Source organism: Crossiella sp. CA-258035 (assembly GCF_030064675.1).
Lineage (GTDB): Bacteria > Actinomycetota > Actinomycetes > Mycobacteriales > Pseudonocardiaceae > Crossiella.
The window spans coordinates 8,649,704-8,674,976 of sequence record NZ_CP116413.1; the positions used below are offsets into that span (position 1 = coordinate 8,649,704).

The 25,273-nt window shown below is 71.8% G+C and carries 27 protein-coding genes; 4 read left to right on the forward strand and 23 right to left on the reverse strand.

Translation table 11 applies throughout. The annotated features are described in order from the left end of the window. Positions 1–100: 100 nt before the first annotated feature. From N8J89_RS39170 to N8J89_RS39190, 5 genes are all read right to left on the reverse strand, one after another. Positions 101–1,630, reverse strand: a complete 1,530-nt coding sequence (locus tag N8J89_RS39170) for a bifunctional uroporphyrinogen-III C-methyltransferase/uroporphyrinogen-III synthase (protein ID WP_252483386.1) — start codon at positions 1,628–1,630, stop codon at positions 101–103. Further along, positions 1,630–2,586: a hydroxymethylbilane synthase gene (gene hemC / locus N8J89_RS39175; RefSeq protein ID WP_283661908.1), complete on the reverse strand. Its 957-nt coding sequence runs from the start codon at positions 2,584–2,586 to the stop codon at positions 1,630–1,632. Before hemC ends, N8J89_RS39170 begins: the two co-directional genes overlap by 1 nt. Further along, positions 2,583–3,956 (reverse strand): glutamyl-tRNA reductase, encoded by a 1,374-nt coding sequence (locus N8J89_RS39180; RefSeq protein WP_283661909.1) that lies wholly within the window; start codon positions 3,954–3,956, stop codon positions 2,583–2,585. Before N8J89_RS39180 ends, hemC begins: the two co-directional genes overlap by 4 nt. Further along, positions 3,953–4,771 (reverse strand): redox-sensing transcriptional repressor Rex, encoded by an 819-nt coding sequence (locus N8J89_RS39185; RefSeq protein WP_502868386.1) that lies wholly within the window; start codon positions 4,769–4,771, stop codon positions 3,953–3,955. The genes N8J89_RS39180 and N8J89_RS39185 overlap by 4 nt, the downstream gene beginning before the upstream one ends. Before the next feature lie 271 nt (positions 4,772–5,042). Continuing rightward, positions 5,043–6,575, reverse strand: a complete 1,533-nt coding sequence (locus tag N8J89_RS39190) for a molybdopterin-dependent oxidoreductase (protein WP_283661910.1) — start codon at positions 6,573–6,575, stop codon at positions 5,043–5,045. A gap of 97 nt (positions 6,576–6,672) precedes the next feature. Between N8J89_RS39190 and N8J89_RS39195 the strand changes: the two genes are divergently transcribed. Continuing rightward, positions 6,673–7,113, forward strand: coding sequence for a hypothetical protein (locus N8J89_RS39195; RefSeq protein WP_283661911.1), 441 nt, complete (start codon positions 6,673–6,675; stop codon positions 7,111–7,113). Between the two features lie 6 nt (positions 7,114–7,119). Here the strand turns inward: N8J89_RS39195 and N8J89_RS39200 are convergent, their stop codons facing one another. From N8J89_RS39200 to N8J89_RS39210, 3 genes are all read right to left on the reverse strand, one after another. Beyond that, on the reverse strand, positions 7,120–7,368 hold the full coding sequence (locus N8J89_RS39200; protein ID WP_283661912.1) for a glutaredoxin family protein: 249 nt from the start codon (positions 7,366–7,368) through the stop codon (positions 7,120–7,122). Further along, a complete protein-coding gene (locus tag N8J89_RS39205) occupies positions 7,365–8,525 on the reverse strand; it encodes an acyl-CoA dehydrogenase family protein (protein ID WP_283661913.1) in 1,161 nt (386 codons plus the stop codon). The genes N8J89_RS39200 and N8J89_RS39205 overlap by 4 nt, the downstream gene beginning before the upstream one ends. A gap of 133 nt (positions 8,526–8,658) precedes the next feature. Further along, entirely contained in the window at positions 8,659–10,110 is a 1,452-nt protein-coding gene (locus N8J89_RS39210; RefSeq protein ID WP_283661914.1) for an AMP-binding protein, read from the reverse strand. A gap of 207 nt (positions 10,111–10,317) precedes the next feature. Here N8J89_RS39210 and N8J89_RS39215 point away from each other — a divergent pair, with 207 nt between their 5' ends. The 3 genes from N8J89_RS39215 (at position 10,318) to N8J89_RS39225 (ending at position 13,055) form a co-directional block, all read left to right on the forward strand. Then, positions 10,318–10,938, forward strand: coding sequence for a sigma-70 family RNA polymerase sigma factor (locus N8J89_RS39215; protein WP_283661915.1), 621 nt, complete (start codon positions 10,318–10,320; stop codon positions 10,936–10,938). 104 nt (positions 10,939–11,042) lie between these two features. Continuing rightward, complete coding sequence (locus N8J89_RS39220; RefSeq protein ID WP_283661916.1) at positions 11,043–12,092, forward strand: DUF5667 domain-containing protein; 1,050 nt, start codon at positions 11,043–11,045, stop codon at positions 12,090–12,092. 66 nt (positions 12,093–12,158) lie between these two features. After that, positions 12,159–13,055, forward strand: coding sequence for an HAD family hydrolase (locus tag N8J89_RS39225; RefSeq protein WP_252483539.1), 897 nt, complete (start codon positions 12,159–12,161; stop codon positions 13,053–13,055). Here the strand turns inward: N8J89_RS39225 and N8J89_RS39230 are convergent. From N8J89_RS39230 to N8J89_RS39300, 15 genes are all read right to left on the reverse strand, one after another. Next, on the reverse strand, positions 13,052–13,264 hold the full coding sequence (locus N8J89_RS39230; protein WP_283661917.1) for a helix-turn-helix domain-containing protein: 213 nt from the start codon (positions 13,262–13,264) through the stop codon (positions 13,052–13,054). The genes N8J89_RS39225 and N8J89_RS39230 overlap by 4 nt on opposite strands. Continuing rightward, positions 13,264–13,725: a DUF2975 domain-containing protein gene (locus N8J89_RS39235; protein ID WP_349497429.1), complete on the reverse strand. Its 462-nt coding sequence runs from the start codon at positions 13,723–13,725 to the stop codon at positions 13,264–13,266. Before N8J89_RS39235 ends, N8J89_RS39230 begins: the two co-directional genes overlap by 1 nt. 78 nt (positions 13,726–13,803) lie before the next feature. Then, positions 13,804–14,178, reverse strand: coding sequence for a YbjQ family protein (locus tag N8J89_RS39240; protein ID WP_256509732.1), 375 nt, complete (start codon positions 14,176–14,178; stop codon positions 13,804–13,806). A gap of 22 nt (positions 14,179–14,200) precedes the next feature. Then, positions 14,201–15,163, reverse strand: a complete 963-nt coding sequence (locus N8J89_RS39245; RefSeq protein ID WP_502868522.1) for a lysophospholipid acyltransferase family protein — start codon at positions 15,161–15,163, stop codon at positions 14,201–14,203. A gap of 13 nt (positions 15,164–15,176) precedes the next feature. Then, positions 15,177–16,217: an NAD-dependent epimerase/dehydratase family protein gene (locus N8J89_RS39250; protein ID WP_283661920.1), complete on the reverse strand. Its 1,041-nt coding sequence runs from the start codon at positions 16,215–16,217 to the stop codon at positions 15,177–15,179. A gap of 217 nt (positions 16,218–16,434) precedes the next feature. Then, positions 16,435–16,536, reverse strand: a complete 102-nt coding sequence (locus N8J89_RS39255; RefSeq protein ID WP_076993459.1) for a 30S ribosomal protein bS22 — start codon at positions 16,534–16,536, stop codon at positions 16,435–16,437. Between the two features lie 131 nt (positions 16,537–16,667). Next, entirely contained in the window at positions 16,668–16,883 is a 216-nt protein-coding gene (locus tag N8J89_RS39260) for a helix-turn-helix domain-containing protein (protein ID WP_185000615.1), read from the reverse strand. A gap of 145 nt (positions 16,884–17,028) precedes the next feature. Next, positions 17,029–17,835: a pyrroline-5-carboxylate reductase gene (proC, locus tag N8J89_RS39265; protein ID WP_283661921.1), complete on the reverse strand. Its 807-nt coding sequence runs from the start codon at positions 17,833–17,835 to the stop codon at positions 17,029–17,031. 272 nt (positions 17,836–18,107) lie between these two features. Continuing rightward, positions 18,108–18,875: a thioesterase family protein gene (locus N8J89_RS39270; protein ID WP_283661922.1), complete on the reverse strand. Its 768-nt coding sequence runs from the start codon at positions 18,873–18,875 to the stop codon at positions 18,108–18,110. A gap of 59 nt (positions 18,876–18,934) precedes the next feature. Continuing rightward, positions 18,935–19,861, reverse strand: a complete 927-nt coding sequence (locus tag N8J89_RS39275) for a proline dehydrogenase family protein (protein ID WP_252483403.1) — start codon at positions 19,859–19,861, stop codon at positions 18,935–18,937. A gap of 100 nt (positions 19,862–19,961) precedes the next feature. Further along, complete coding sequence (locus tag N8J89_RS39280) at positions 19,962–20,792, reverse strand: sugar phosphate isomerase/epimerase family protein (RefSeq protein ID WP_283661923.1); 831 nt, start codon at positions 20,790–20,792, stop codon at positions 19,962–19,964. Further along, complete coding sequence (locus tag N8J89_RS39285) at positions 20,789–21,886, reverse strand: Rv0497 family membrane protein (protein WP_283661924.1); 1,098 nt, start codon at positions 21,884–21,886, stop codon at positions 20,789–20,791. Before N8J89_RS39285 ends, N8J89_RS39280 begins: the two co-directional genes overlap by 4 nt. Beyond that, on the reverse strand, positions 21,883–22,935 hold the full coding sequence (locus tag N8J89_RS39290) for a Ppx/GppA phosphatase family protein (protein ID WP_283661925.1): 1,053 nt from the start codon (positions 22,933–22,935) through the stop codon (positions 21,883–21,885). The genes N8J89_RS39285 and N8J89_RS39290 overlap by 4 nt, the downstream gene beginning before the upstream one ends. 288 nt (positions 22,936–23,223) lie before the next feature. Then, positions 23,224–23,904: a response regulator gene (locus tag N8J89_RS39295; RefSeq protein WP_086784276.1), complete on the reverse strand. Its 681-nt coding sequence runs from the start codon at positions 23,902–23,904 to the stop codon at positions 23,224–23,226. Beyond that, positions 23,901–25,124, reverse strand: coding sequence for a sensor histidine kinase (locus tag N8J89_RS39300; RefSeq protein ID WP_283661926.1), 1,224 nt, complete (start codon positions 25,122–25,124; stop codon positions 23,901–23,903). The genes N8J89_RS39295 and N8J89_RS39300 overlap by 4 nt, the downstream gene beginning before the upstream one ends. Between the last annotated feature and the right edge of the window lie 149 nt (positions 25,125–25,273).

Sequence of the window (25,273 nt, forward strand, 5' to 3'; positions counted from 1 at the left end):
CCCTCGACACACCGAAGCTTGCTTCGGGGGTGTGTCGAGGGCACGAACGCACGACTCTAAGAGCGAAAAATCCCGCGCGCGGAGCGCGCCAATGTCACAGTCACCGTCGGGCGCGCTTGGTCTTGCGAGGTGGCGGCAGTGCCCCCTCGGCCCGCAACCGAGCCGCGTGATCCGCCAGCGCGTCCACCAGCGCGGGCACCTGGGCGACCTCCGGCTGCACATCCACCCGCAACCCGAACTCGATCGCCGTCTCCGCGGTCTGCGGCCCGATACAAGCCACGATCGTCCGGGTGTGCGGCTTGCCCGCGATCCCGACCAGGTTCCGGACCGTCGACGAGGAGGTGAAGCACACCGCGTCGAACCCGCCGGTCTTGATCATCTCGCGGGTGTCGGCGGGCGGCGGCGCGGCGCGCACCGTGCGGTACGCGGTCACGTCGTCGGGTTCCCAGCCGCGCTCGCGCAGGCCGGCCGCCAGGGTCTCGGTGGCGATGTCCGCGCGGGGCAGCAGGATCCGGTCGACCGGGTCGAAGATGTCGTCGTGCGGCGGGAAGTCGGCCAGCAGGCCCTCGCTGGACTGGTCGCCGGAGGGCACCAACTCGGGGGTGATGCCGAAGGAGCGCACCTTCGCCGCGGTGGCCTCGCCGATGCAGGCGATCTTCACCCCGGAGAACGCGCGGGCGTCCAGGCCGAACTCCTCGAACTTCTCCCACACCGCGCGCACCGCGTTGGTGGAGGTGAAGATCACCCACTGGTAGCGGCCGTCGACCAGGCCCTTGACCGCGCGTTCCATCTGCGCGGGGCTGCGCGGCGGCTCCACCGAGATGGTGGGCACCTCGACCGGGATGGCGCCGTGCGCGCGCAGCCGGTCGCTCATCTCGCCGGCCTGCTCCTTGGTGCGCGGCACCAGCACCCGCCAGCCGTACAGGGCCCGGGACTCCCACCAGGAGAGCTTGCTCCGGTTGCCCACCGAGCTGCCCACGGTGACCACCAGCGGGCCGTTGAGCTCGCCGGCGTCGGCGGCCAGCGAGGCCAGCGTGGAGTCGATGGTGCGCTGGGCGCAGCTGGTGCCCTCGGTGGTGACCGCGGCCGGGGTCTGCGGCGCCAGGCCGTACTCCACCAGCGAGGACGCCGCCTCGGCCAGGTGGCTCGCGGAGGCGTGCAGCACCAGGGTGCCGGGCGCGCCGGCCAGGGCGGCCCAGTCCACGCTGCCGCGCACGTCGGCCTCGGTGTGCACCGCGCCGAGCGCGACACCCGCGTAGGCGGGCACCGCGGTGCCCGCGGCCACGCCGGGGATGACGTCGAAGGCGACGCTGGTCTTGGCCACGGCCTGCGCCTCGGCCACCACCGCGTCGGCGGTCAGCGGGTCACCGGCGACCAGGCGGATCACCGAGCGGCCGTTCTTGGCCTCGGTGGCCAGGTCCTTGGCCACATCGGCCGGGTCGCCGACGGCGGGGCGGACCTCGATGCCCTCGGGGGCGAGCGCCAGCACCTCCTGCGGGACGTCCGGGTCGGTCACCACCAGCTCGGCGCTGGTGAGCAACTGCTGCGCCCGGACGGTGAGCAGGCCCAGGTCACCGGGACCGGAGCCGACGAAGGCGATCCGTCCGGGGGTCTTGCGTGCGCGGGTCATCAGGCACTCCCCATTCCATTAACTCCCTTGGGGCCGCTGAGCACGGCAGCGCCAAGGTCGAGCAGCTCCGCGGCCAGTGCGCGGCCCAGCTGCTCTGCTGCGGTCATCTCTCCGATGGCGGATGCGCGCAGCAACTCGTTCTGCGGCGTCGCGGCTACCCCGCGCAGGGACAGCCGTTCCACGACGCGTCCCTCCGCGTCCAGGTCCTCCACCACGTCGGCCAGCGCACCGATCGGCGCGCTGCAGCCCGCCTCCAGAGCGGCGAGCATCGCGCGCTCCGCGGTGACCGCGGCGCGGCTGGCCTGGTCGTCCAGCGTGGACCGGAGCAGGTGCTCGGTGTCCACGTCGTCAACACGGCATTCCACCGCGAGGGCGCCCTGGGCCGGCGCTGGCAACATCTGCAGGGGGTCCAGCGACTCGGTGATCGCGTCCAGCCTGCCCAGCCGGGCGAGCCCGGCGCGGGCCAGCACCACGGCGTCCAGCTCGCCGTTGACCACCTTCTTCAGCCGGGTGTCCACGTTGCCGCGGATCGGCCTGACCTCCCAGCCGAGGCCGAGCGCGTCCAGCTGCGCGGCCCGGCGCGGTGAACCGGTGCCGATGACCGCGCCCGCGGGCAGCTCGCCGAGGGTGAGCCCGTCCCTGGCGCACAGCGCGTCCCTGGGGTCCTCCCGGCGCGGCACGGCGGCCAGCGCCAGGCGCGGGTCGGGCGCGGTGGGCAGGTCCTTGTAGGAGTGCACCGCGATGTCCACCTCACCGGCGGCGAGCGCGTCGCGCAGGGCCGAGGTGAACACGCCGATGCCGATCTCCGCGATCGGGGCCATGGACTGGTCACCGGGGGTGGACACGGTGACTATCTCCACGGTGGCGCCGGCCTGCTCGAGAGCCTGGGCGATGGTGCCGGTCTGGGCGAGCGCGAGGGCGCTGCCCCGCGTGCCGATGCGCAAGGTCCGTCTCACCGGGCCTCACCGTCCACTGTGGACATTGCGATGTGGTGGTTGGTCACACTCTCTGCTTCCGTTGCAGGCATTGCGGGTGTCGCGCTCACGGCGGCGGCCGACTGCGGGTCCAGGGCGAAGAGCTCGCGGAGGGCGTCCGCGTAGCTCGACCCGCCCGGCGCTGAGGCCAGCTGCTTCACCCGCACGGTCGGCATGTGCAGCAGCTTGTCGACCACCCGGCGGACGGTGCGGGACAGCTCGTCCCGGACGCCGGAGTCGAGATCGGGGAGCCGGGAGTCCAGTCGCAGCAGCTCGCTGTCGACCACCTCGGCGGCACGGCGGCGCAGCGCGGTCACCGTGGGTGTCACCTCGGCCGAGCGCTGTGCGGCCAGGTAGGCCTGCACCTCCTCGGCGACCAGCTCGGCGGCCCGCTGGGTATCCCGGCCGCTGGGGGCTTCGCGCAGCCGCAGCTGCATGGTCTCCAGGTCGACCACGTGCACGCCGGGCAGCTCGCCGACCGCGGCTTCGACGTCGCGCGGCAGGCCGAGGTCGCACACCACGAGGGCGCCCGGCTCGGTGCGCGCGGCGCGCACGGTCCCGGCGTCCAGCACGGGGGTCGAGGCCCCGGTGCAGGCGATGACGACATCGGCCAGCGCCAGCTCGGCCAGCAGCGACTCCAGGCCGATCGCGACCGCGGGGGTGCCGTCCTCGGCCAGCGCCTTGGCCAGCCGCTCGCCGTTGGCCGCGGTGCGGTTGGCCACCGCGATCCGGCCGACCCCGGCCCTGCGCAGCTGCGCGGCGGCCAGGCCGCCCATCGAGCCCGCGCCGATCACCAGCGCGCGGCGGCCGGTCAGGCCGCCGAGCACCCGCTCGGCGTCGGCCAGCGCCTCGGTGACCACCGAGGGCCCGGCGTGGTCGATGGCGGTCTCGGTGTGCACGCGCTTTCCGACCCGCAGGCCGTGCTGGATCAGCTCGTGCAGCGTGCGGCCGACCGTGCCCATCTCGGTGGCCGAGGTGTAGGCGGCGCGCAGCTGGCCGAGGATCTGGGCCTCGCCCACGACCATCGAGTCCAGCCCGGCGGAGACCCGGAACAGGTGGTCCACCGCGCCGGCGGCGTAGTGCACGTAGAGGTGGTTGCACAGGGTGGTCACGTCCACGCCGGACTGGCGGGAGAGCACCCCGGAGATGTCGGCGAGGCCGCCGTGGAAGGTCTCCACCACGGCGTAGACCTCGACCCGGTTGCAGGTGGAGACGAGCACGGCCTCGGAGACGTTCGCGCACTCCACCAGCTCGGCCAGCAGCTTGGCGGCCTCGTCACCGGTGACCGCGGCGCGCTCCAGCACCGGCACCGGCGCGGTGCGGTGGGACAGACCGACCACGAGCAGGCTCATGGCCGCACCCCCACCTGGTCGGCGGCTGCGACCCGGGCGCCGTTCGCCCTGGTGGCGGCGCCGCTGGGCGCCTCGGGCTCGGGCGCCTCATCGGCGCGACGGGCCACGTGGAAGGACAGGATCTGCATCTCCACCGCCAAGTCGACCTTGCGCACCTCGATGTCGTCCGGGACCTGGAGCACGACCGGTGCGAAGTTCAGGATGCATTGCACACCGGCGGAGACCAAACGATCACAGACCAGCTGAGCTGCCGCCGGAGGAGTGGCGATGACCCCGATGGTCACCTCGCGCTCCGCGCAGACGGTCGGGATGTCGTCCACGTGCTCGACCGGGATGCCGCCGACCGGCACCCCCATCAGGTCCGGGTCGACGTCGAAGAGGGCGGCCACCGGGAAGCCCCTGCCGGGGAAACCGCCGTAGTTGGCCAGCGCGTGGCCCAGGTTGCCGATGCCGACCACCGCGACGCTGTGCTTGCGGGTGAGACCGAGGATCCGCTCGATCTGGTCGACCAGCACCTCGACGTCGTAGCCGACGCCGCGGGTGCCGTAGGAGCCGATGTAGGAGAGGTCCTTGCGGAGCTTGGCGGAGTTGACGCCGGCCGCGGCGGCCAGCTCCTCGCTGGAGATGGTGCTCACGCCCTGTTCGACCAGGGTGGACAGCACCCGCAGGTAGACCGCGAGCCGGGCGACGGCCGCCTCCGGGATCGCCCTGGCGCGTTCACGGGCGCTGGGCACCTCGGGGGCGAGCGAGTCCTGGGCGACCGTCCCGGAGCTGCCGGCCGGGGCCGATCGCCCCTCGTTCCGCTGCGCCGTCACGCGTTAACTCCCTCACCGAACACTCTGAGGTCACCGACACAGGTGCACCGGACGCACTGAGCCCCGAACCCGCACGTCCACCCGGGTGACTGCTTATACGGTAGCCACTTGTGAACGCATGCACAAAGTCGCCGACCAAGGGCGTGACGAGGGCCCTTCGGAGTTGTGCTATAGGGGTTGGCGGCCACCGGGGCGAACGTGACGTCGCTCGCAGCTGACCCGGCTGTCAAGAGCCAGCCGGGTTGTCACCAAATCCGGTGATCCGCGCCGGTCAGGTCACCGTGAAGAAGATCGAGTGCCAGCCGGTGGCGCCGTCCGGCAGCACCTCGGCCCGCTCCGCGGTCTGCACGTAGCCGGAGCGGTCGGTGGCCCGGCACTCCACGTTGTGCCCGCCCGGCGCGAGGTCGAACTCGATCCGCCACATCCGCCAAGTGTCCACATTGGACTCAGCGCTCATCGTGGCTGCCCGCCAAGGACCCTTGTCCATCCGAACCTCCACTGTGGACACTCCGGTGTGCTGCGCCCACGCGGTCCCGGCGACCACCACGCGACCCGCGGGCACCCTGGCGAACCCGGCGGGCTTGTCCACCCTGGACTGGGTCTTGATGGGCCCCAGCTTGCCCCAGCCGCGCCGGATCCAGTACGGGCTGAACGCGGCGAAGGTGGTCACCTCGGCCTCGGTGATCCACTTGGTCGCGCCCACGTACCCGTAGAGCCCCGGTGTGACCATCCGCACCGGGAAACCGTGCTCGGCGGGCAGCGGCTCGCCGTTCATGCCGATGGCCAGCAGCGCGCCCCGGTCCGGCTCCAGCAGCACCGACAGCGGGGTGCCGCAGGTCCAGCCGTCCGAGCTGGTGGTGGCCAGCTGGTCGGCGCCGGGCTTGACCCCGGCCTCCAGCAGCAGTTCGCGCAGGTCCACCCCGGTGAAGGTGGCGGTGGACACGTACGGCCCGCCGACCTCGTTGGACACGCAGGTCAGCGTCACGGCCCGCTCCACCAGCGGCCGCTTCACCAGGTCGTCGAAGGAGAGCGTGAGCTCCCGCTCGACCATGCCGTGCAGCCGCAGCCGCCAGTCCTCGGCGCGCAGCCGGGGCACGCTCAGCGCGGTGTCGATCCGGTAGAAGTCCGCGTTCCGGGTCAGGAAGCTCGGCGTGCCGTCCGCCGCGAAGTCCGCGCCCGGCGGGATCGCGGGCGCCTTGGCCGCCCTGGGCAGCACCGCGGCCACCGCGTCCTGGGAGGCCGCCACGTCCACCCGGCGGCCCAGCAACTGCCCGGCAAGGCCGCTCAGACCGGCGCCGGCCGCGATGGCGACCGAGCCCAGCAGGAACTGGCGACGGGCCTGCGCCGGTGGCTCAGCGGCCCGCACAGCCAGCGCCCGCCCGTGCAGCCAGCTGAACACCCCGAGCCCGGCGAACAGGCTCACCGCGGGCGCCAGCAGCCCCACCTGACCCACGTCCGGCCGGGTGTACACCGCCAGCCCGCCGAGCACCCCCAGCGCCACCGCGAGCACCTGCCCCGGCAGCGGCCGCGACCTGGACAGCACCCCGGCCAGCGCGCCCAGCCCGGCCAGCACCACCGCCATGCCGAGCAGCAGCACCAGCTTGTCCGCGGTGCCGAAGGTGCGCACCGCGAAGTCCTTGACCACGGCCGGGGTCAGGTCGATCGCGGCGTTGCCCACGGCCAGGTACGGCGAGGCGTTCGGTTCCAGCAGCCCGGCGGCCAGGTGCCCCGCGCCGAGCGCGGCCAGCACGGCCAGCAGACCGATCAGCGCGGCGACGGCCGCCGGGATGCGTGGAGTGTCCATGCCCTGCATTCGACGCCAGGCGAGGTCCGGTTCACATCCGGTAACGGCAGGCCGTCAGGAACCGGTAAGCATTGGGGGAAGAACTCGCTTGGGGGGAATGACCGTGGAACCGCTGGGCCCGTCGCCGGTGTTCGACACCGGCACCAGGATGAACGCGCTGCCGCCGGAGCACGAGGCGCGGCCGGCCAAGGGACGCAAGGCACTGCTCGTCTCGCTGGTCGTGGCCTGCGCTCTGCTGCTGACCGGCACCGCCACCATGACCGTCATGCTGGTCAGCGCCCGGCAGCGGGCCGAGCTGAACGGCACCATGCTGGAGGCGTCCCGGCGCAGCCTGAAGAGCGCGGAGACGCGGATCCAGCAGGCCAGGGCCGAGGCCGCGGACGCGGTCGCGGAGCTGAACCGGCTGCGGTCGCAGCAGTCCCGGATCAACCAGTGCGAGATCGCGGCGCTGGTGGTCAAGGAGGCCATGGCGCGGCCGGACAACAAGTACTTCCTGGAGGCCGCGCTCAAGCAGCTCGACCAGAGGTGCCAGAAGTAGCCCGGCCTAGCCCCAGCTGCGCAGGGCCGCGCGGAAGCGCTCCTCCTCGACCTTCCAGTACCCGTGCTCCTCGCCGTTGATCAGGATCACCGGCACCATGTCGCCGTACTCCGCGCGCAGCTCCGCGTCGGTGTCCACGTCCACCACGGTCAGCTCGATGCCGATCTCCCCGCAGATGCGTTCCAGGTCTGCCTTGGCCACCTCGCACGCGTGGCAGTCGACCCTGCCGAGCAGGGTCACCTGGTGATCGCTCACCGCTGCTTGACCAGCGCGCGGCCGATGACCATGCGCTGGATCTGGTTCGTGCCCTCCACGATCTGCAAGACCTTCGCCTCCCGCATGTACCGCTCGACCGGGTAGTCCTCGACGTACCCGGCGCCACCGAGCACCTGCACCATGTCCGTGGTGACCTTCATACAGGTGTCGGTCGCGATCAGCTTGGCCATGGCGGCCTGGGTGGCGAAGGGCAGGCCCGCGTCCTTGCGGCGGGCGGCGGAGAGGTAGAGCTGGCGGGAGGCCTCGATGCCGGCCGCGGCGTCGGCGAGCAGGAACGAGACGCCCTGGAACTCGGCGATCGGCTGGCCGAAGGCGGAGCGTTCCCTGGCGTAGTCCACGGCCACGTCCAGCGCGGCCTGCGCCACGCCGACCGCGGTCGCGGCGATGCCCAGCCGCCCGGAGTTGAGCGCGTCCATGGCGATGGCGAAGCCCTGGCCTTCCGCGCCCAGGCGGCGGCCGGCCGGGACGACCGCGGCGTCGAAGACCACCTGGGCGGTGGTGGATGCCTTCATGCCCATCTTGCGTTCCGGCGGCGCGGCGGTGACGCCCGCGGTGTCCGCGTCGACCAGGAACGCGGAGATGCCCTTGGTGCCCTCCACGCCGGTGCGCGCGATCAGAGTGTAGAAGTCGGCGACCCCGCCGTGGGTGATCCACGCCTTGGTGCCGGAGACGGTGTAGTCGCCGGTCTGCCCCGGCTTGGCCGAGGTGCGCAGCGCGGCCGCGTCCGAACCGCAGTGCGCCTCGGACAGGCAGTACGCGCCGAGCAGCTCGCCGCCGACCAGGTCGGCCAGCCAGCGCTCCTTCTGCTCCTCGGTGCCGTAGCCGGCCAGCGCGTGGCAGGACAGCGTGTGCACGCTGACGCCCAGGCCGACCGCGAGCCAGGCGCGGGAGAGCTCCTCGACCACCTGGAGGTAGACCTCGTAGGGCTGACCGCCGCCGCCGAACTCCTCCGGGTAGGGCAGGCCGAGCAGTCCGGACCGGCCCAGCGTGCGGAAGACCTCGCGCGGGAACTCCCCGGTCGCCTCGGCCCGCGCCGCCCGTGGCGCGAGCTCCTTGTCCGCGATCTCCCTGGTCAGTTCGAGCAGAGCCGCGGCCTCGTCACCAGGCAGCTGTCGATCGATCACGGGAGCGCCCATCTCTGCCCACCTCCGTTGGCTGGCACGCCGATGTGCCAGGGGGTGTCCTACCGGTAGGCCAATTGTGGGGTCTCCGACACTCGGAAGTCCAACTATGCGTCCGGTGACCGGCACCACGCCCGGAAGGACTAGTTCAGCGGAGGGAGCGGCGGGCCAGCTTGCCGGTGACCGAGTGCGGCAGCTCGCCAACGAACTCGACCTTGGTCGGCACCTTGAACTTGGCCAGGTGGCTCGCGCAGTGGGCGAGCACCGCCTCCTCGGTCAGCTCGGCGTCCTCCTGGCGGACCACCACCACCTTGACCGCCTCCCCGGTGGTCGCGTCCGGCACGCCGACCGCGGCCGCCTCGACCACCTCGGGCAGCAGGGTCAGCACGTGCTCGACCTCGTGCGGGTAGACGTTGAAGCCGTTGACGATGATCAGGTCGTTGGCCCGGTCCACCAGGTGCAGGTCGCCGGCCTCGTCCAGGTAGCCGACGTCGCCGGTGCGGAACCAGCCCTCGGCATCGGGGCCGTGCGCGCCGTCCGGCCAGTAGCCGCTGAACAGGTTCGGGCCGCGCACCGAGACCAGGCCCGCGCCGCCCTCGTCCTCCTCCTCCAGCGGGGTGCCGTCGGAGTCGACCAGGCGCAGCTCGACCTCGGGCAGCGGCTGGCCCACCGAACCGGCCTTGGGCTTGCCGGTGACCAGGGTGGAGGTGAGCACCGGGCCGGTCTCGGTGAGGCCGTAGCCCTCGTAGACGTCCAGCCCGGTGGCGGCCTTGATCCGGTGCAGCACCTCGCCCTCCAGCGGGGCCGCGCCGGAGGTGAGCAGCCGCAGCGTGGCCAAGCCCTCGCGCAGCTCCTGCTCCGGCCTGCCGAGCAGCGCGGTGTACATCGGCGGCACGCCGACGAAGGTGGTCACCCGGTGCCTGCGGATCGCGGCCAGCGCGCCCTCGGCGTCGAAGCGCTCCAGCAGCACCCCGGTGGCCCCCGCGGCCGCGGTCTGCAGGAGGCCGGGACCCAGGCCGTAGGCGTGGAAGAGCGGGATGGCCAGCAGCACCCGGTCGGCCGCGTTCACCGGCGTCGGCCGCAGCTGGGCGCACTGGCGGGTGTTGGAGATCAGGGCGCGGTGGGAGAGCATCACGCCGCGCGGCAGGCCGGAGGTGCCCGAGGTGTAGGCCAGCACGGCCAGGTCCTCGTCCGCGCCGACGGTCTCGAACGGCTCCGCCTCGGCCAGCGCGGGCGCTGGCAGCACCTTCACGCCCGCCACCTCGCCCTCGGCCACCAGCAGCCGCGCGCCGGAGTCGGACAGCACCCTGGTCAGCTCCGGTCCGGGCAGGCCGGGCGCGAGCGGCACGACAGCGCAGCCCGCGCGCAGCGCGCCGAAGAGGGCCACGCAGAACTCGATGCCGGTGGGCAGCCGGACGGCCACCCGGTCCCCGGCCAGCGCGCCGGCCATCCGCAGCCGGTGCGCCTGCGCGTCCACCGCGGCGTCCAGCCTGCCCCAGCTGACCTGGCTGCCGTCCGCGGCGTCCAGCAGCGCCGGGTGGTCGGCTTCGCGGTGCGCCGCCGACCTGATCAGGTCCGCGACGTTGCGCACGGCGGTCATCTGTCCTCCCGATGTGGCCGACCGAACGGGACCCGAAGTCTGACATGGGTGTTGTTCGTCACGCATCCACCGCCGAGACGTCTGTCTCCAAGACGGGAGAAATACCACCGACCAACGCTACCTACTTCGGAGTAACAAAAGGTATGGTTCGGTCTACCCCCGGACAGACCGCCATCCAGCTCCGGGACCGCGAGCAAGGGAGCGCGCATGCCCCCACCGATGGGTTGGCCCTGCTCAACCGGGCGCCCTTCGCAGGCCGAGACCGTGGAGACACCGTCACCGGCCGGGGAAGCATGGGCATTGGTACAGGCCGCCCAGGCCGGGGACAGTGACGCCTTCGGCAGGCTCTACGACCAGTACGTGGACGTGGTGTTCCGCTACGTGCTCTTCCGGGTCGGCGACCGCAGCCTGGCCGAGGACTTCACCAGCGAGACCTTCCTGCGCGCGCTGCGCCGGATCAACTCGGTCAGCTACCAGGGCCGGGACGTGGGCGCCTGGTTCGTCACCATCGCCAGGAACCTGATCCTGGACCACGTGAAGTCCAGCCGGTACCGCTTCGAGGTGCCCACCGCCGAACTGGCGGACAACTCCGAGCCGCTGGCCGGTCCCGAGCAGGAAGTGCTGGCCGAGGCCACCAACGCGGAGCTGCTCAAGTGCGTCGGCCAGCTCAACACCGACCAACGCGAGTGCATCGTGCTGCGCTTCCTGCAGGGCCTGTCGGTGGCCGAGACAGCGGAGGTCATGGGCCGCAACGAGGGCGCCATCAAGGCCCTCCAGCACCGGGCGGTACGCCGTTTGGCCCAGCTCCTGCCCCAGGGGCTCCGCTAACCCGTACGGGCGTACGCGTAACTCATCGGGTCACTGCTTCGTTGTTGTGCTGAGAGCGCGGGCCTGCCGGGGCCTGGGCTACCGGCCAGCCGAAGGACACACGCGTGAGCACGGGTGAACCGCCCCCAGGGCCATCCGAGGGACCAGCGCAGTTCGCGCACGTGCTGCCGGCGCTCGCCGCCTACGAGGAACACCTGAACCCGGACAGCTCGGCCCGGGACCGGATGCGGCAGCGCCTGCTGGCCGAGTTCCCCGCCGCGGTCCGCGAGGCCGACCGCCGCCCTGATCCCGCGGCCAGGCGGCGGCGCTTCGCCGTCGCGCTGGCCGCCAGCGTGGCGCTGCTCGGGGCCGTGTCCGGGATGTCGTTGCTGCTCAGCCAGGACGCGGTGCCGGGGGACGCGCTGTACGCGGTCAAGCGCAGCGCGGAGTCCGCCGAGCTGGGCCTGACCTTCCGCGAGCGGCCCAGGGGCCTCAAGCACCTGGAGTTCGCCAGGGACCGGGTCACCGAGCTGGGCACGCTGCGAGACCGGCCGGGGGTCGCCGACGCCGACTTCACCCGCGCGCTCGGCGACTTCGAGGCCGACGCGGCCGCCGGGTCCCGGCTGCTCACCGAGCTGGGCGCGGACGCCGAGGACCAGCTCTTCGTCGCGCTGGCCGACTGGGCCACCAGCCAGCTCAACCGGCTGCGCGCGGCAGGCCCCGGGCTGCCCGCGGCGGCCCGGCACCGGGTGCTGGGCACCGTGGAGCTGCTGGAGCGGATCCGGCAGCGGGCCAGCGAGCTGCGCCAGCGCGCGGGCTGCCTGACCATCACCTCCGGCGCGGCCGACGACATCGGCGCGCTGCCCGCCACCGAGCGCTGCGTGCCCGCCCCGGCGCGGGAGGCCGGTGCGCTGCCGAGCACCGGAACGAACGGCCGGGCGGTGGAGACCTCCCCGACGGGCACACCGACGGTCCGGGAAACCCCCGCGCCCAGTGCGATCCCCACCACGTCCGCGCCGCCGCGGACGCCGGTTCCGGTCAGCCCGCCGAAGCCCAGCCTGCCGCAGGTCAGCAGGCCCGTGCCGGTGCCATCGACCCCGGCGCCGGCCGGCCTGTTGCCGGGTCTCCTCGATCTTCTGAAACTCCCCTTCGGCCTGCTCGGCCAGAACCGGTAACGTGCGGCGATCGCTACCCTGGGGCGGGTGAACCCGCTGACGCAGGAGGACGTGGAGGGGACCGCGGTGGCCAACCGGCGGGCGAACGAGGACCGGCCCGAGCACAAGAGCAGCGCGGCACTGGCCGGGGAGGCCTCGGCCGAGGCCGCGGTGGCCGCCGCCGCCGAGTACGACGCGGCCGTGCCGCAGGACCTCACCGCGGCCGCGTTCTTCGACGTGGACAACACCATGATGATGGGCGCGTCGATCTTCCACTTCGCCCGCGGCCTGGCCGCCCGCAAGTACTTCGCCAGCTCGGACCTGCTCGGTTTCGCCTGGCAGCAGCTGAAGTTCCGGGTCGGCGGCAAGGAGAGCCCGGAGGGCATCCGGTCCAGCCGGGAGCAGGCGCTCTCCTTCGTGGCCGGTCGCCAGGTCAGCGAGCTGGTCACCCTCGGCGAGGAGATCTACGACGAGCTGATGGCCGACCGGATCTGGGACGGCGCCAGGGCGCTGGCCCAGATGCACCTGGACGCGGGCCAGCGGGTCTGGCTGGTCACCGCCACCCCGGTCGAGCTGGCCACCATCATCGCCCGCCGCCTCGGCCTCACCGGCGCGCTGGGCACGGTCTCCGAGCACCAGGACGGCGTCTACACCGGCCGCCTGGTCGGCGACCTGCTGCACGGCCCGGCCAAGGCGCACGCGGTGCGCGCGCTGGCCGCCCGCGAGGGCCTGGACCTGCGGCGCTGCACCGCGTACTCGGACTCCTCCAACGACGTGCCGATGCTGTCGGTGGTGGGCACCTCGGTGGCGGTCAACCCGGACCAGCGGCTGCGCGACATCGCCAGGGCGCGCGGCTGGGAGGTGCGCGACTTCCGCACCGGCCGCAAGGCGATGAAGATCGGCATCCCGGCTCTGCTCGGCGCGGGCGCGCTGACCGCGGCCTTCGCCGCCGGGGTGGCCTACCGCCGCAAGCGCCAGGGCTAGGACTCTTCCTCGACCCACTCCAGCAGGTCGCCGGGCTGGCACTCCAGCACCCGGCACATGGCCTCCAGGGTGCTGAAGCGCACCGCCTTGGCCCGGCCGTTCTTCAGCACGGCCACGTTCGCCGGGGTGAGCCCGACCTTCTCGGCGAACTCGCCGACGCTCATCTTGCGCTTGGCCAGCTGCACGTCGATCCGCACCACGATCGGCATCAGATCACCGCTTCCAGGTCCGAGCGCAGCTCGACGGCCTGCCGCAGCAGCGCGCGCAGCACGACCACCACCAGCACCAGCACGCCGACCCCGGTGGAGAGCAGGAACAGCACCATCGGCACGCCGGGGTCGTCCGCGTTGAGCACCACCGCGGTCGCGATGCCGACCAGCACCAGCCACCCGGCGAAGATCGCCCAGGCGATCGCGTCCACCCAGACCAGCGAGGCCTTGGTGAAGATGCGGTCCCTGCGGACCAGGGTGAGCAGCTTCCAGGTGGCGACCACCACCACCTGCACGCACAGGATCAGGAAGCCGGCCACCAGGGTCAGCGGCCAGCGCAGGTGGGCGCTCTGCGGCTCCACCTGCGCCATGTGCGCGAACTGCCCAGGGAAGGACAGGAACTGGAACACGAGCAGGATCGCGAAGAACAGCGCGAGGAACGCCCGAAGCGGCAAGATCACTCGATGCACGGTCAACATGCATCGAGTATCGGTAGCCACCTATCGAAAGTCAATCGGTATCTATCGCTTCGTGATCGGTCAGTGCTGCGGGGCGCCCTGCTGCTGCTCGGGCACGATGAACACCGCGGTGCCGTAGGCGGCGATCTCGGTGCTGCCGGGCACCACCTCGCCGCTCTCGAAGCGCATCGCGATCACCGCGTTGGCGCCGCGCTGGGCCGCCTCGGCGCGCATCCGGTTGATCGCCTCCCAGCGGGAGTCGCTGAGCAGCTTGGTGTAGCCCACCTGCTCACCGCCGAACATGCCCTTGAAGCTGGCGCCGATGTCGGAGAAGGCGTTGCGGCTGCGCACGGTCAGGCCGAAGACCTCGCCGAAGACCTGCACGACCCGGTAGCCCGGGACGTCGTTCATCGTGCTGACCAGGATCGGCGGCGGCTGCTGCGGCGGAGGCTGCATCGGATGTCCCACGCGGCGCAGATTAGCCGAGGAAGACGTTCCTCCGCTGGGTCAACAGGCGGTAGAGGGTCTGCTGGATGGTTTCCCTGATCTGGTCGGTCAGGTTGAACACCAGCATCGGGTCCTCGGCGGCGTGCTGGTCGAAGCCGTCGGTGCGGATCGGCTCGCCGAACTCGATGTACCACTTGCTCGGCAGCGGAACCAGGCCGAGCGGGCCCAGCCAGGGAAAAGTCGGGGTGAGCGGGAAGTACGGCAGGCCCAGCAGCCGGGCCAGCGGGCGCAGGTCGCCGAGCATCGGGTAGATCTCCTCCGCGCCCACGATCGAGCAAGGCACGATCGGCGCCCCGGTGCGCAGCGCGGCCGAGACGAACCCGCCGCGGCCGAAGCGCTGCAGCTTGTACCGGTCGCGGAAGGGCTTGCCGATGCCCTTGAAGCCCTCCGGCCACACGCCCACCAGCTCGCCGCGGCGCAGCAGCCGTTCCGCGTCCGGGTTGCAGGCCAGGGTGTGCCCGGCCTTGCGGGCCAGCGCGCCCAGCACCGGCACGTTGAACACCAGGTCCGCGCCGAGCATGCGCAGGTGCCGGTTGCCGGGGTGGTGGTCGTGCACGGCCACGCCGGTCATCAGCGAGTCCATCGGGAACATGGTGCCGGAGTGGTTGGCCACGATCAGCGCGCCACCCTCGGCAGGCACGTTGGACAGGCCGGTGGCCTCCACCCGGAAGTACTTCTCGTACAGCGGGCGCAGCGGGGTCATCAGCAGGTTGTCGGTGAGGTCGGGGTCGAAGCCGAACTCGTCCACCTCGTACTCGCCGGTGAGCCTGCGCCGCACGAAGGCCATCGCCTCGGTGATCTTCTGCTCCCAGACCGAGGGGTCCGGCGGCGCCGACGTCACCGGGACCGGCCCCGGCCGCCCGCTGCCGTTCCGTGTGTCGGCGGCCCGCTCGCGTCCGCCACCCCTGATCGGGATCACCCGTGCCTCTGCCACCGCTTCGCTCACCTCATCCTCGTCCGTTGCGGGAGAACACCGACTTCAGCGTCCGTTCCACGCCGGTGATCAACTCCGGGTCGAGCACCGGCCGCAGGCCGCGGCCGCGCACGTAGTCGTCGAAGGCCTGCTGGGTGGTCCAGCGCGGCTGGAAACCGAACTCCTCGACCAGCCGGGTGGTGTCCACGACCCGGCCGAAGTTCAGGAAGCGCATCTGCTCCGGCGAGAAGTCCACCAGCCTGGCCCCGCGCACCAGCTGACCGAAGGAGGGCACCAGCGCGCTGGGCACCGGCAGCGGCACCCGGCCCGCCCTGCGGATGGCCTGGGAGAGCATCAGCACGCCGTCCGCGCCCACGTTGAACACCCCGGGCAGCTCGTGCATGGTGGCCCGTTCCAGCACCGCCAGCGCGTCCTCGGAGTGCAGCAGCTGCACCCTGGCGTCGTAGCCGAGCACGGTCGGGATCACCGGCAGGGCGAAGTAGCGGGTGAGCACGGTGTCGATGCGCGGGCCGATGAAGTTGGTGAAGCGCAGCGTGGTGACGTCCACGTCGGGCCGGCGCCTGCCGAAGCCGCGCACGTAGCCCTCGATCTCCACCGCGTCCTTGGCGTAGCCGCTGGATGGCAGGTCCTTGGGGCCCATGTCCTCGCTGAACACCGCGGGGTCCCGTGAGCTGGCGCCGTAGACCGCGCTGGTGGACTTGACCACCAGCTTGCGCATCGACACCGCCTTCTGGCACGCGGCCAGCAGCTGCATGGTGCCGATGACGTTCATCTCCTTCATCGCGGTGCGCCCGGTGGGGCCGGGGTTCGCACTCACCGAGGCGTGCACCACGGTGTCCACCTTGGCGGTGGCGATGACCTTGGAGATGAGCGGGTTGCGGATGTCCGCGCGCACGAACTCGGCCCGGCCCATCCGGCGCAGCAGGTCCCTCGGCGGCGGCACGGTGTCCACGCCGAGGACGCGTTCGATGGACGGGTCGGCGGCGAGCCGGGCGGCGAGGTGGCCGCCGAGGAACCGGCTCACCCCGGTGACGAGGACGACGTTGGGCGCCATGCGACTCCCTGGGCACGGGCGGTGACGGCAAGGGGATGCTACTCGCGCGCCCCGCCCCGGCATGCCGCCTTGCGGGGAGTGTGGGATGAAGTTCCCTGGTCAGCCCGGTAACGCGAACCGCCGCCGGTATCGAGGCTCACACCTCGAACGCGGCGGCGGTTCGTTCGGTCTCAGGCCATCATCGGCGCAACGAGCGAAGCGACCTCAGACCCGAAGGTCACTTGCCCTGCTTGCGACGCGCGTGACGCGTCTTGCGGAGCAACTTGCGGTGCTTCTTCTTCGACATGCGCTTGCGGCGCTTCTTGATGACCGAGCCCATACGGGTTCCTCTTCACTATCGATGTTGGTCAGCTGAGCTTTCGCGTGTCGTCAGCGCGCGCTGCGGCCGCCGGCCGGGCGGCCGAATGACACGAACGGTCTACCAGGGTACCCGGGGGGTGGAACCGCCCCTCAGCCCGCGTTGTAGTACGCGTTCTCCAGGTAGGCGTGCACCTCGTTCTCGGGCACCCGGAAGGACCTCCCGACCCGGACCGCGGGCAGTTCGCCCGAGTGCACGAGCCGGTAGACCGTCATCTTGGAGACACGGATGAGCCCGGCCACTTCGGCAACCGTGAGAAACCGAACCTGACCGAGTCCAGCGTGATCCGTCTCCTTCTTCGCCGGCATGAGTCACCGTGTCCTTCGGCACGTGTCGCGCCGCCGGCTTCCCCACCGACGGAATCGACACGCACGTGCTGCCTACGAGGGTAGCCCCCCGGCCCGCACGCTGCGAGGACTCGACTTCCGATACCATTCCGTGATAACGCACTTACTACTCGTGCGCCTTCCCGAGCTGCACGGACCGGTCCCGAGCAGCCTCGATCGCCGCGATCAGCGCCGCCCGCACCCCGTGCTTCTCCAGCTCCACGATCGCCGAGATGGTGGTCCCGGCGGGCGAGGTGACCGCCTCCCGCAGCGCCACCGGGTGCTCCCCCGAGTCCCGCAGCATGGCCGCCGACCCCACCGCGGACTGGATGATCAGATCCGCCGCCACCGCCCTGGGCAGCCCGAGCAGGATCCCCGCGTCGATCATGGCCTCAACCAGGAAGAAGAAGTAGGCAGGCCCAGACCCGGACAACGCGGTCACCGCGTCCTGCTGCGCCTCCGGCACCCGCACCACCTTGCCCACCGCCGCCAGCATGGCCTCGGCCAGCGCCAGGTGCTCGGACCTGGCGTGCCGCCCCCCGGAGATGGCGCTCATCGCCTCTCCCACGACCATCGGCGTGTTCGGCATGACCCGCACCACCGGCGTCCCCTCGGGCAGCCTGCGCTCGAACAGGCCGGTCGGCAGCCCCGCGCACAGCGACACGATGAGCGTCCCCGGCCGCAACACCGCCCCCAGCTCGTCCAGCAGCGGCTCGATGTCCTGCGGCTTCACCGCGACAACGAGCACATCGGCCAGCCCAGCCGCGGTCGGCACATCAACGCCGCGAACCCCGTAGCGCTTGGTCAGCTCGGCACTGCGCTCCGGATACCGCTCGGTGAACAGCAGCTCCTCAGGACTGCGCCCGGACTGCAACAGCCCCGACAACAACGCCTCACCGATCTTGCCCGCGCCAAGTACAGCGGTGGTGGTCATGGCAAGAAGCCTAACCACCGCACCACCAGACCAGCCCCTGACCTGCCGCGTAGGGAGGAGACGCGCCCCCCTTGCCGCGTTGGGAGGCGTGGCGCGCCAGCGACACGCCGGGCCTTTTGACCCAGCGGTGGGTTTGATTTTTTCGCGTCGTGCGTTCGTGACCCCGACACTCCGAAGCTTGCTTCGCGTGTGCCGGGGTCACGAACGCACGACTCAAGAGCGAAAAAATCCCGCGCGCGGAGCGCGCCAATGTGACAGCTACAGCTCGCGAGCTAGTCCACCGGCGTCAAAGCCAGCTGCCGGGTCTGGCAGACCAGACGGCCGGTGCTGTCGATCACCGTGGTGTCCTCGTCGAACCACTGCCCATAAACAGCCTTCGACTCCACCGACAACCGCAACCACCCCGGCGCGGGCCGGGACCGCAGCAACGCCGTCAGCTGCACCGTGGGCGACCACGACAGCCGCCCCAGGTTGAACGTCACCGGCATCGAGATGTCCCCGGCCACCAACGCGAACAACGGATCCGGCTGCCCCTCCCGCGGCCGCACCCACAACCGCAGCCGCAACGGACTGGTGTGGTTGTCCGTCAGAAAGCCCGCACCCTCCGGATCCAGCATCAGCTGACAGGCCTTCGCCACCCGGAACACCTTGGCGGCCTGCGTAGCGCCCACCTCGATCGCCCGCGCGGGCGGCTCGGCGGGCAGGTCCGGCAGATCCGTCCAGGCCGCAGGGTCATCCGGCAACCGCCCAGTCGTGACCATGGCGTGCACGCACACCCGGCCACGCTGTTCCAGCTCCGTCTTGACCACGGTCACGGTCCGCCCCGCCTTGACCACGCTGGTGCGCAGCATCACCGGCCCCAGCTCCGGCGGGTGCAGGAAGTCCGCGCCCACGCTGAGCGGGTCGGCCGCGGTCGCGCCGCCTGCCTCGGCGGTGGTGACCGCGGCCCTGGCGAGCAGGGCCAGCAGGTAGCCGCCGTGGGGTTTGCCGGCGATGGTCCAGTCCGCGGCCAGCTCGGCGGTGAAGCTTCCGTCACCCATCGGGCGGACCGCGGTGGCGAGTCCGAACGGGGTGATCCGGAGTGGATCCGTCCGGACCCTCACCGCTTGCTGGCCAGAGCCCGGAGGAAGAAAGCGGTGTTCGCCGGTCGCTCGGCCAGTCGTCGCATCAGGTATCCGTACCACTCCTGGCCGTAGGGGATGTAGACCCGTACGGTCTCGCCCGCCTGAGCGAGCCGGAGCTGCTCCTCCGGACGGATGCCGTAGAGCATCTGGTATTCGTAGCTGCCGGGCTTGCGGTCGTGCCAGCGGGCACGCTCGTCGATGATGCCCACCAGCCGCGGGTCGTGGGTGGCGAACATCGGGTAGCCCTCGCCCTGCAGCAGCGTGTTGGCGCAGCGCACGTAGCTCAGGTCCACCTCGTGCGGGGCCTGGTAGGCCACAGACTCGGGCTCCTTGTACGCGCCCTTGCACAGCCGGACCCTGGAGCCGGGGCCGGAGAGCTCGCGGCAGTCGTCCAGGGTGCGGCGCAGGTAGGCCTGGAGCACCGCGCCCACCCACGGCCAGCTCCGGCGCAGCTCGGCGAGCACGCGCAGGGTGGAGTCGGTGGTGGTGTGGTCCTCCATGTCCAGGGTGACCGTGGTGCCGCACTGTTCGGCGGCCGCGCAGATCCGGGAGGCGTTGTCCAGCGCGAGCCGCTCGTCCAGGGCCTGGCCGACCGCGGACAGCTTCACGCTGACCTCGGCCGAGGGCGCCAGGCCCGCGGAGTGCAGCTGGTCCAGCAGCTGGAGGTAGGACTGGACGGTGACCTCGGCCAGCTCCCGGTCGGTGGTGTCCTCGCCGAGGTAGTCCAGGGTCACGGTCAGCCCGTCGGCGACCAGCTTGGTGGTCGCGGCGACGGCGTCCTCGGTGGTCTCACCGGCCACGAAACGGCGCACCACGTCCCTGGACACGGGAGCGGTGCCGACCAGTCGCCGGATGCCGTCGTTTCTGGCAGCGGCGAGGATCAAGGCGCGCAACGGGTTCACAGGGCGGAACTGTACGTGAACCACCCGGACGGGTCAGGGCCTGAACAGCCTCTTCACGGGAGAGATATGACAGAAGACACGTTCCGTGACATTCACCGATTTACCGACCCAGGTGCAGGCGCGCGAACAACAGGGCTTCGGCCAGGTCGGCGAGCCTTTCCTCGCGGGTGCGGGCCTTGCGGGTGCTGACTTCCAGCACCACCGATCCGGTGAACTGGTTGGCCACCAGCTCCTCGCACAGCCGGGCGCAGGGCTGGTCGCCGCGGCCGGGCACCAGGTGCTCGTCCACCGGGGCCCCGGTGCCGTCGGCCAGGTGCACGTGCCGCAGGCCGGGCCCCATCCGCTTGGCCAGTTCCAGCGCGTCCACGTGCGCGGCCGAGGTGTGCGAGGTGTCCAGGGTGTAGTTGCGGTAGCCCACGTCGGTCGGGTCCGGCGAGGGGCGGAAGCCGGAGAGCCGGACCTGGCGCTTCCGGCCGAGCGGGCGCAGCGGGAACATGTTCTCCACCGCCACCGCGATGCCGCTGACCTCTTCCAGCTCGGCGACCAGTGCGGAGAAGGTCTCGGCGTAGCGGCGCTGCCAGCGGAACGGCGGGTGCACCACCACGGTCTCCGCGCCCAGCGCGCCGGCCGCGGCCACCGAGCGGCGCAGCCGGACCTCGGGGTCGGGCGACCAGACCCGCTGGGTGATCAGCAGGCAGGGCGAGTGGATGGCCAGGATCGGCACGTTGTGCGCGGCGGAGAGCTTCTCCAGCGCGTTGAGGTCCTGGCTGACCGGATCGGCCCAGACCATGACCTCGACGCCGTCGTAGCCCAGTTCGGCGGCCATCTGGAAGGCGGTGGCGGCGGGCTGCGGCCAGACCGCGGCGGTGGACAGCCCGATCGGGATGTCCCGGCGCCACTGGCCTGCCGGATGCGCGCGGGCCGGCGTCACTTGCCGACTAGCAGCAGCGCGGCCGGGGACACCGTGACGACCAGGCCGACCAGCACAGCCAGCAGGATGGTCTGCAGGTCGTCCGCCTTGCGGATCTTGCGGACCAGCCAGACCATGCCGCCGATCACGGCCAGCGCGAGGAACAGGGTGATCGACGGGATGGCCCGCCACAGCCACTGGAAGCCCAGCCACAGGCCGGCGCCGCCGAGCACGCCGCCGCCCAGCTGGACGACCATCATCAGCCATTCCTTGGCCGGGGACCGCGGTTCCTCGTCCTCGTCGTAGTCCTCCGGGACCTCGGCGTCCTCGTCCAGCCCGGCCGGGCCGCGCGCTGGGCGCGGTTCCTCGTCCTCGGGCTCGGCCTCGGACTCCGCCTCGGGCGCCCGCACCGCCTGGTACTGCGCGGTGTGCTCGCCCTCGTCGGTGTAGGCCTCCTGGTAGCCGGTGTCGGTGAACCAGTCCTCGTTCTGCTCGCGCTGGGCGGTCCCGTCCTCGGCGGGCTGCGGGTCGTCGATGACCGGCAGCACCTCGGTGACCGGGTCCGGCTGCACCCTCGGCTTGGCCCTGGGCGCCGGTTTCGGCGGCACCGGCGGCACGTCGGGGCGCGGCAGGCGGCCGCTGGTGGCGGTGCCCGGCGGCGCGGCGGCGGGCGGCTCGGCCAGCGTCGGGTACTCGTCGGTGATCGCCGGGACCTCGGTGGTCAGCTCGGCCGCGTCCGGGGCGGCCACCGCCGGCGCGGCGGGCGGGGGCACCGGACGGGTCGGCGTGGCAGGCCTGGCGAAGCGGCCGCTGGGGGTGTCGTAGCTGGGCGCGTCGTAACTGGGTAGGTCACGCCGGGAGGGTGCGTCCACGTTCGCCGCGCGCGGCGGCGCAGGCGGCGGCTCGACCGGCGGCTGCTCCTCGCGCAGCGCGCGCAGCTGACCGGAGTCGGAGTTGATCCGGTCGATGATCTGCTGCGGGGCGGTCTCGTTGGCGTCCTCGGCACGACGACGCCGGCGCCTGGGCGCGGCGTTGCCGGACCCCTCGCCGTACTGCGCGAGGAGATCCGCAACGGTGCGCTGGCTGTCGCGCTCCGACTCGCTGTCCCGATTCATTGGTTCCACCGTGCCCCGTGCTGGCCCATCCGTCCAGTGTTGTGACCTTGCTCCTGCCCAGCGTCAGGCCCGGAGCCGTTGGTCGTCTCGGCTCCGCCAAGGTCGGAGACAGTGTGGTCGTCGCCGTCCGTCTGGTCCAGCCGCCGGAGAATGACACCCTCACGGAGGGCCCACGGGCAAATCTCCAGCTGCGGGAGTGACAACGCTCGCATGGTGGCCTCGGCCACCAGCGCGCCGGCCACCAGCTGGTGCGCCCGGCTCGCGCTGACCCCCTCCAGGTCGGCCAGGTCGGCGGCGGACATCCGGGAGATGAAGGCGATCAGCTGGCGCAGCCCGCTGTCGGTGAGCACCCGGCTGACCCTCGGTCCGGCCGAGGAGGGCGCGGCGCCGGTGAGCCTGGCCAGCGTGCGGAAGGTCTTGGAGCTGGCCACCGCGCGGTCCGGGACGCCGCTCTTGCGCAGCACCCTGGTCACCTCGGCCAGTTCCTCGGTCAGCCACTCCCGCATCGCCCTGATCTCGCGCTGCTGCGGCGGGTCGTGCCGGAACCGGGTCCTGGTGAGCCTGCCCGCGCCCAGCGGCACCGAGAAGGCCAGCTCGGGGTCCTCGTCCATGCCGGTGGCCAGCTCCAGCGAGCCGCCGCCGATGTCCACCACCAGCAGCCTGCCCGCGGACCAGCCGAACCAGCGGCGCACCGCGAGGAAGGTGTAGCGGGCCTCGTCGGAGCCGGAGAGCACCTTGAGGTCGACGCCGGTCTCCTTGCGCACCCGGTTGAGCACCGCGGCGGAGTTGCCCGCCTCGCGCACCGCGGAGGTGGCGAAGGCCATCAGGTCGTCGCAGCCCAGCTTGGCCGCCTCGTGCTTGGCCGCGGCCACCGTGCGCACCAGGTTGTCCGCGCCCGCCTTGGTCAGCCTGCCGTTGCGGTCCAGCTGCTCGGCAAGGCGGAGCATGGTCTTGATCGAACTCATCGGGGTCGGCTGGGCACCCCGATGCGCGTCCACCACGAGGAGATGGACGGTGTTCGAACCCACGTCGAGCACGCCGAGCCGCACCAGAGCAAAGTACCTGGCGGCATCCGAGGGTTCACCGGCACCGGTCGGATCTGCGCCGATCTCGGGAAAAAGCACGCCTGTCAAGATCACTTGGCATGCTTTTTCCCAGGGCGGCCGGTCCACGCGGGCCTCGGTCGTGGAGCGTCGGAGTCCAGTTCGTTCCTGGCAAGGCGCCGTGGTGGCCGCGTACCGGTGTTGTACGTGGCCACCACGGCAACGCGGCCAGGGACGAACTGGGCCCGACGATCCGCGGCCGAGGCCCGCGTGGACCGGCCTAGGCCAATCGGCTCAGCTCTCGAACTTATAGCCCAGGCCGCGAACCGTGACCAGGTGCCGGGGAGCGCCTGGGTCGGGTTCGATCTTGGAGCGCAGCCGCTTGACGTGCACGTCCAGCGTCTTGGTGTCGCCGACGTAGTCCGCGCCCCACACCCGGTCGATCAGCTGGCCGCGGGTGAGCACCCGGCCGACGTTGCGGAGCAGGTACTCCAGCAGGTCGAACTCCTTCAGCGGCAGGCTGACCTCGCCGCCGCTGACGGTCACCACGTGCCGCTCCACGTCCATCCGCACCGGGCCCGCCTCCAGCACCTGGGGCAGCAGCTCCTCGGACTCGCCGCCGCGGCGCAGCACCGCCCTGATCCGGGCGATCAACTCGCGCGCGGAGTAGGGCTTGGTCACGTAGTCGTCCGCGCCGAGCTCCAGCCCGACCACCTTGTCGATCTCGCTGTCCCGCGCGGTCACCATGATCACCGGCACCGCGGAGCGCTGCCGGAGCGCCTTGCAGACGTCGGTGCCGCTCATACCGGGCAGCATGAGGTCCAGCAGCACGATGTCCGCGCCGTTGCGGTCGAACTCCTCGAGCGCCTCCTGCCCGGTGGCCGCCACCGCGGTGGCGAAACCCTCCTTGCGCAGCAGGAACGCCAGCGGGTCGGCGAAGGACTCCTCGTCCTCGACGATGAGCACCCTGGTCACTGCACTCCTCCATGCTCGACGCTGCCAGCGTTGACGGGGCGCGGGTCGTCCGCGTCCCGTACGTCCACTGTGGACGAATTGGGGGTCCCGCCACCATGGTCGGCCCGGTGTGCCGGGATGCGCATGGTGAACGTGGAACCGGTGCCGGGGCGGCTCCACAGCCGCACCTCACCGGCGTGGTTGGCGGCCACGTGTTTGACGATGGCCAGCCCGAGTCCGGTGCCGCCGGTGGCGCGGGAGCGCGCGGGGTCGATGCGGAAGAACCGCTCGAACACCCGGCCCTGCAGCTCGGCGGGGATGCCGATGCCCCGGTCGGTGACCGAGATCTCGACGAAGTTGTCCACCAGCCGCCTGCTCACCGACACCGGGCTGTCCGGCGGGGAGTAGGCGACCGCGTTGTCGATCAGGTTGGCCAGCGCGGTGACCAGCAGGGTCCGGTCGCCGTCCACGATCAGGCCGCTGGCCTCGTCCGCGGCGATCTCGATGCCGAGGGACTCCGCGGCCAGCTTGCACCGGCCCAGCGCCTCGGTGACCACCGCGTCCAGCTCGACCGGGGTCAGCTCGGGCAGCCGTTCCGCGCCCTGCAGCCGGGACAGCGCGATCAGCTCGGTGACCAGGGTGCCCAGCCGGTTGGCCTCGTGCAGGATCTTGCTGGCGAACCGGCGGACCTCGTCCTCGTCGTCGACGGCGTCCAGCACCGCCTCGGCCAGCAGCGCGAGCGCGCCGACCGGGGTCTTGAGCTCGTGGCTGACGTTGGCCACGAAGTCCCGGCGGATCGCCTCCAGCCGGACCGCGTCGGACTCGTCGGAGGCGTCCACCACCACGAAGCCGTCACCGAGCAGCCGGGCCTCGCCGAGCACCGCGGCCGGCTGGCGGCTGGACAGGGTGGCCCGCTCCAGCGGGGAGAGGTCGACCTCCAGCACCTCGCCGGTCTCCAGCACCACCTCGGCGGCCTTGCGCGCCCTGGGGTCGGCCCTGGCGTCGGCCACCACGCCCAGCTCCTCGGCGCGCGGGTTGTGCAGCACCACGTCGCCGAAGCGGTTGAGCACGGCCACCGCGTTGTGCGAGGAGTGCACCACCCGCTGCATCAGGTCGGCCACGGTCAGGCCGGGCGGTTTGCGGTGGGCTCGGGCGGTGATCGACCGGCCGAGGAAAAAGCCGAGGACCGCGGCGACTAGGGCCGCGCAGATCGACAGGGCGAGCAGGCCCGATGCGGTCACGGGCGCATGGTAAGCAGCCGAACGGGCTCCCGGCCTACTCCCTGAAGGCTATACGTGACCGTGGTGACACCAGAATGGTGTGAGGTACACCGCACGTTAGGCGCTGTGTCACCCGATGTTCATTTGACGCCACTCCTTCGGTGGAAAAG

Coding starts and splice junctions, on each gene's coding strand:
- N8J89_RS39170 (WP_252483386.1), bottom strand. CDS start 1,630: ATGACCCGCGCACGCAAGACCCCCGGACGGATCGCCTTCGTCGGCTCC.
- N8J89_RS39180 (WP_283661909.1), bottom strand. CDS start 3,956: ATGAGCCTGCTCGTGGTCGGTCTGTCCCACCGCACCGCGCCGGTGCCG.
- N8J89_RS39190 (WP_283661910.1), bottom strand. CDS start 6,575: ATGGACACTCCACGCATCCCGGCGGCCGTCGCCGCGCTGATCGGTCTG.
- N8J89_RS39195 (WP_283661911.1), top strand. CDS start 6,673: ATGACCGTGGAACCGCTGGGCCCGTCGCCGGTGTTCGACACCGGCACC.
- N8J89_RS39205 (WP_283661913.1), bottom strand. CDS start 8,525: ATGGGCGCTCCCGTGATCGATCGACAGCTGCCTGGTGACGAGGCCGCG.
- N8J89_RS39210 (WP_283661914.1), bottom strand. CDS start 10,110: ATGACCGCCGTGCGCAACGTCGCGGACCTGATCAGGTCGGCGGCGCAC.
- N8J89_RS39215 (WP_283661915.1), top strand. CDS start 10,318: ATGCCCCCACCGATGGGTTGGCCCTGCTCAACCGGGCGCCCTTCGCAG.
- N8J89_RS39230 (WP_283661917.1), bottom strand. CDS start 13,264: ATGCCGATCGTGGTGCGGATCGACGTGCAGCTGGCCAAGCGCAAGATG.
- N8J89_RS39240 (WP_256509732.1), bottom strand. CDS start 14,178: ATGCAGCCTCCGCCGCAGCAGCCGCCGCCGATCCTGGTCAGCACGATG.
- N8J89_RS39250 (WP_283661920.1), bottom strand. CDS start 16,217: ATGGCGCCCAACGTCGTCCTCGTCACCGGGGTGAGCCGGTTCCTCGGC.
- N8J89_RS39255 (WP_076993459.1), bottom strand. CDS start 16,536: ATGGGCTCGGTCATCAAGAAGCGCCGCAAGCGCATGTCGAAGAAGAAG.
- N8J89_RS39260 (WP_185000615.1), bottom strand. CDS start 16,883: ATGCCGGCGAAGAAGGAGACGGATCACGCTGGACTCGGTCAGGTTCGG.
- proC (WP_283661921.1), bottom strand. CDS start 17,835: ATGACCACCACCGCTGTACTTGGCGCGGGCAAGATCGGTGAGGCGTTG.
- N8J89_RS39270 (WP_283661922.1), bottom strand. CDS start 18,875: ATGGGTGACGGAAGCTTCACCGCCGAGCTGGCCGCGGACTGGACCATC.
- N8J89_RS39285 (WP_283661924.1), bottom strand. CDS start 21,886: ATGAATCGGGACAGCGAGTCGGAGCGCGACAGCCAGCGCACCGTTGCG.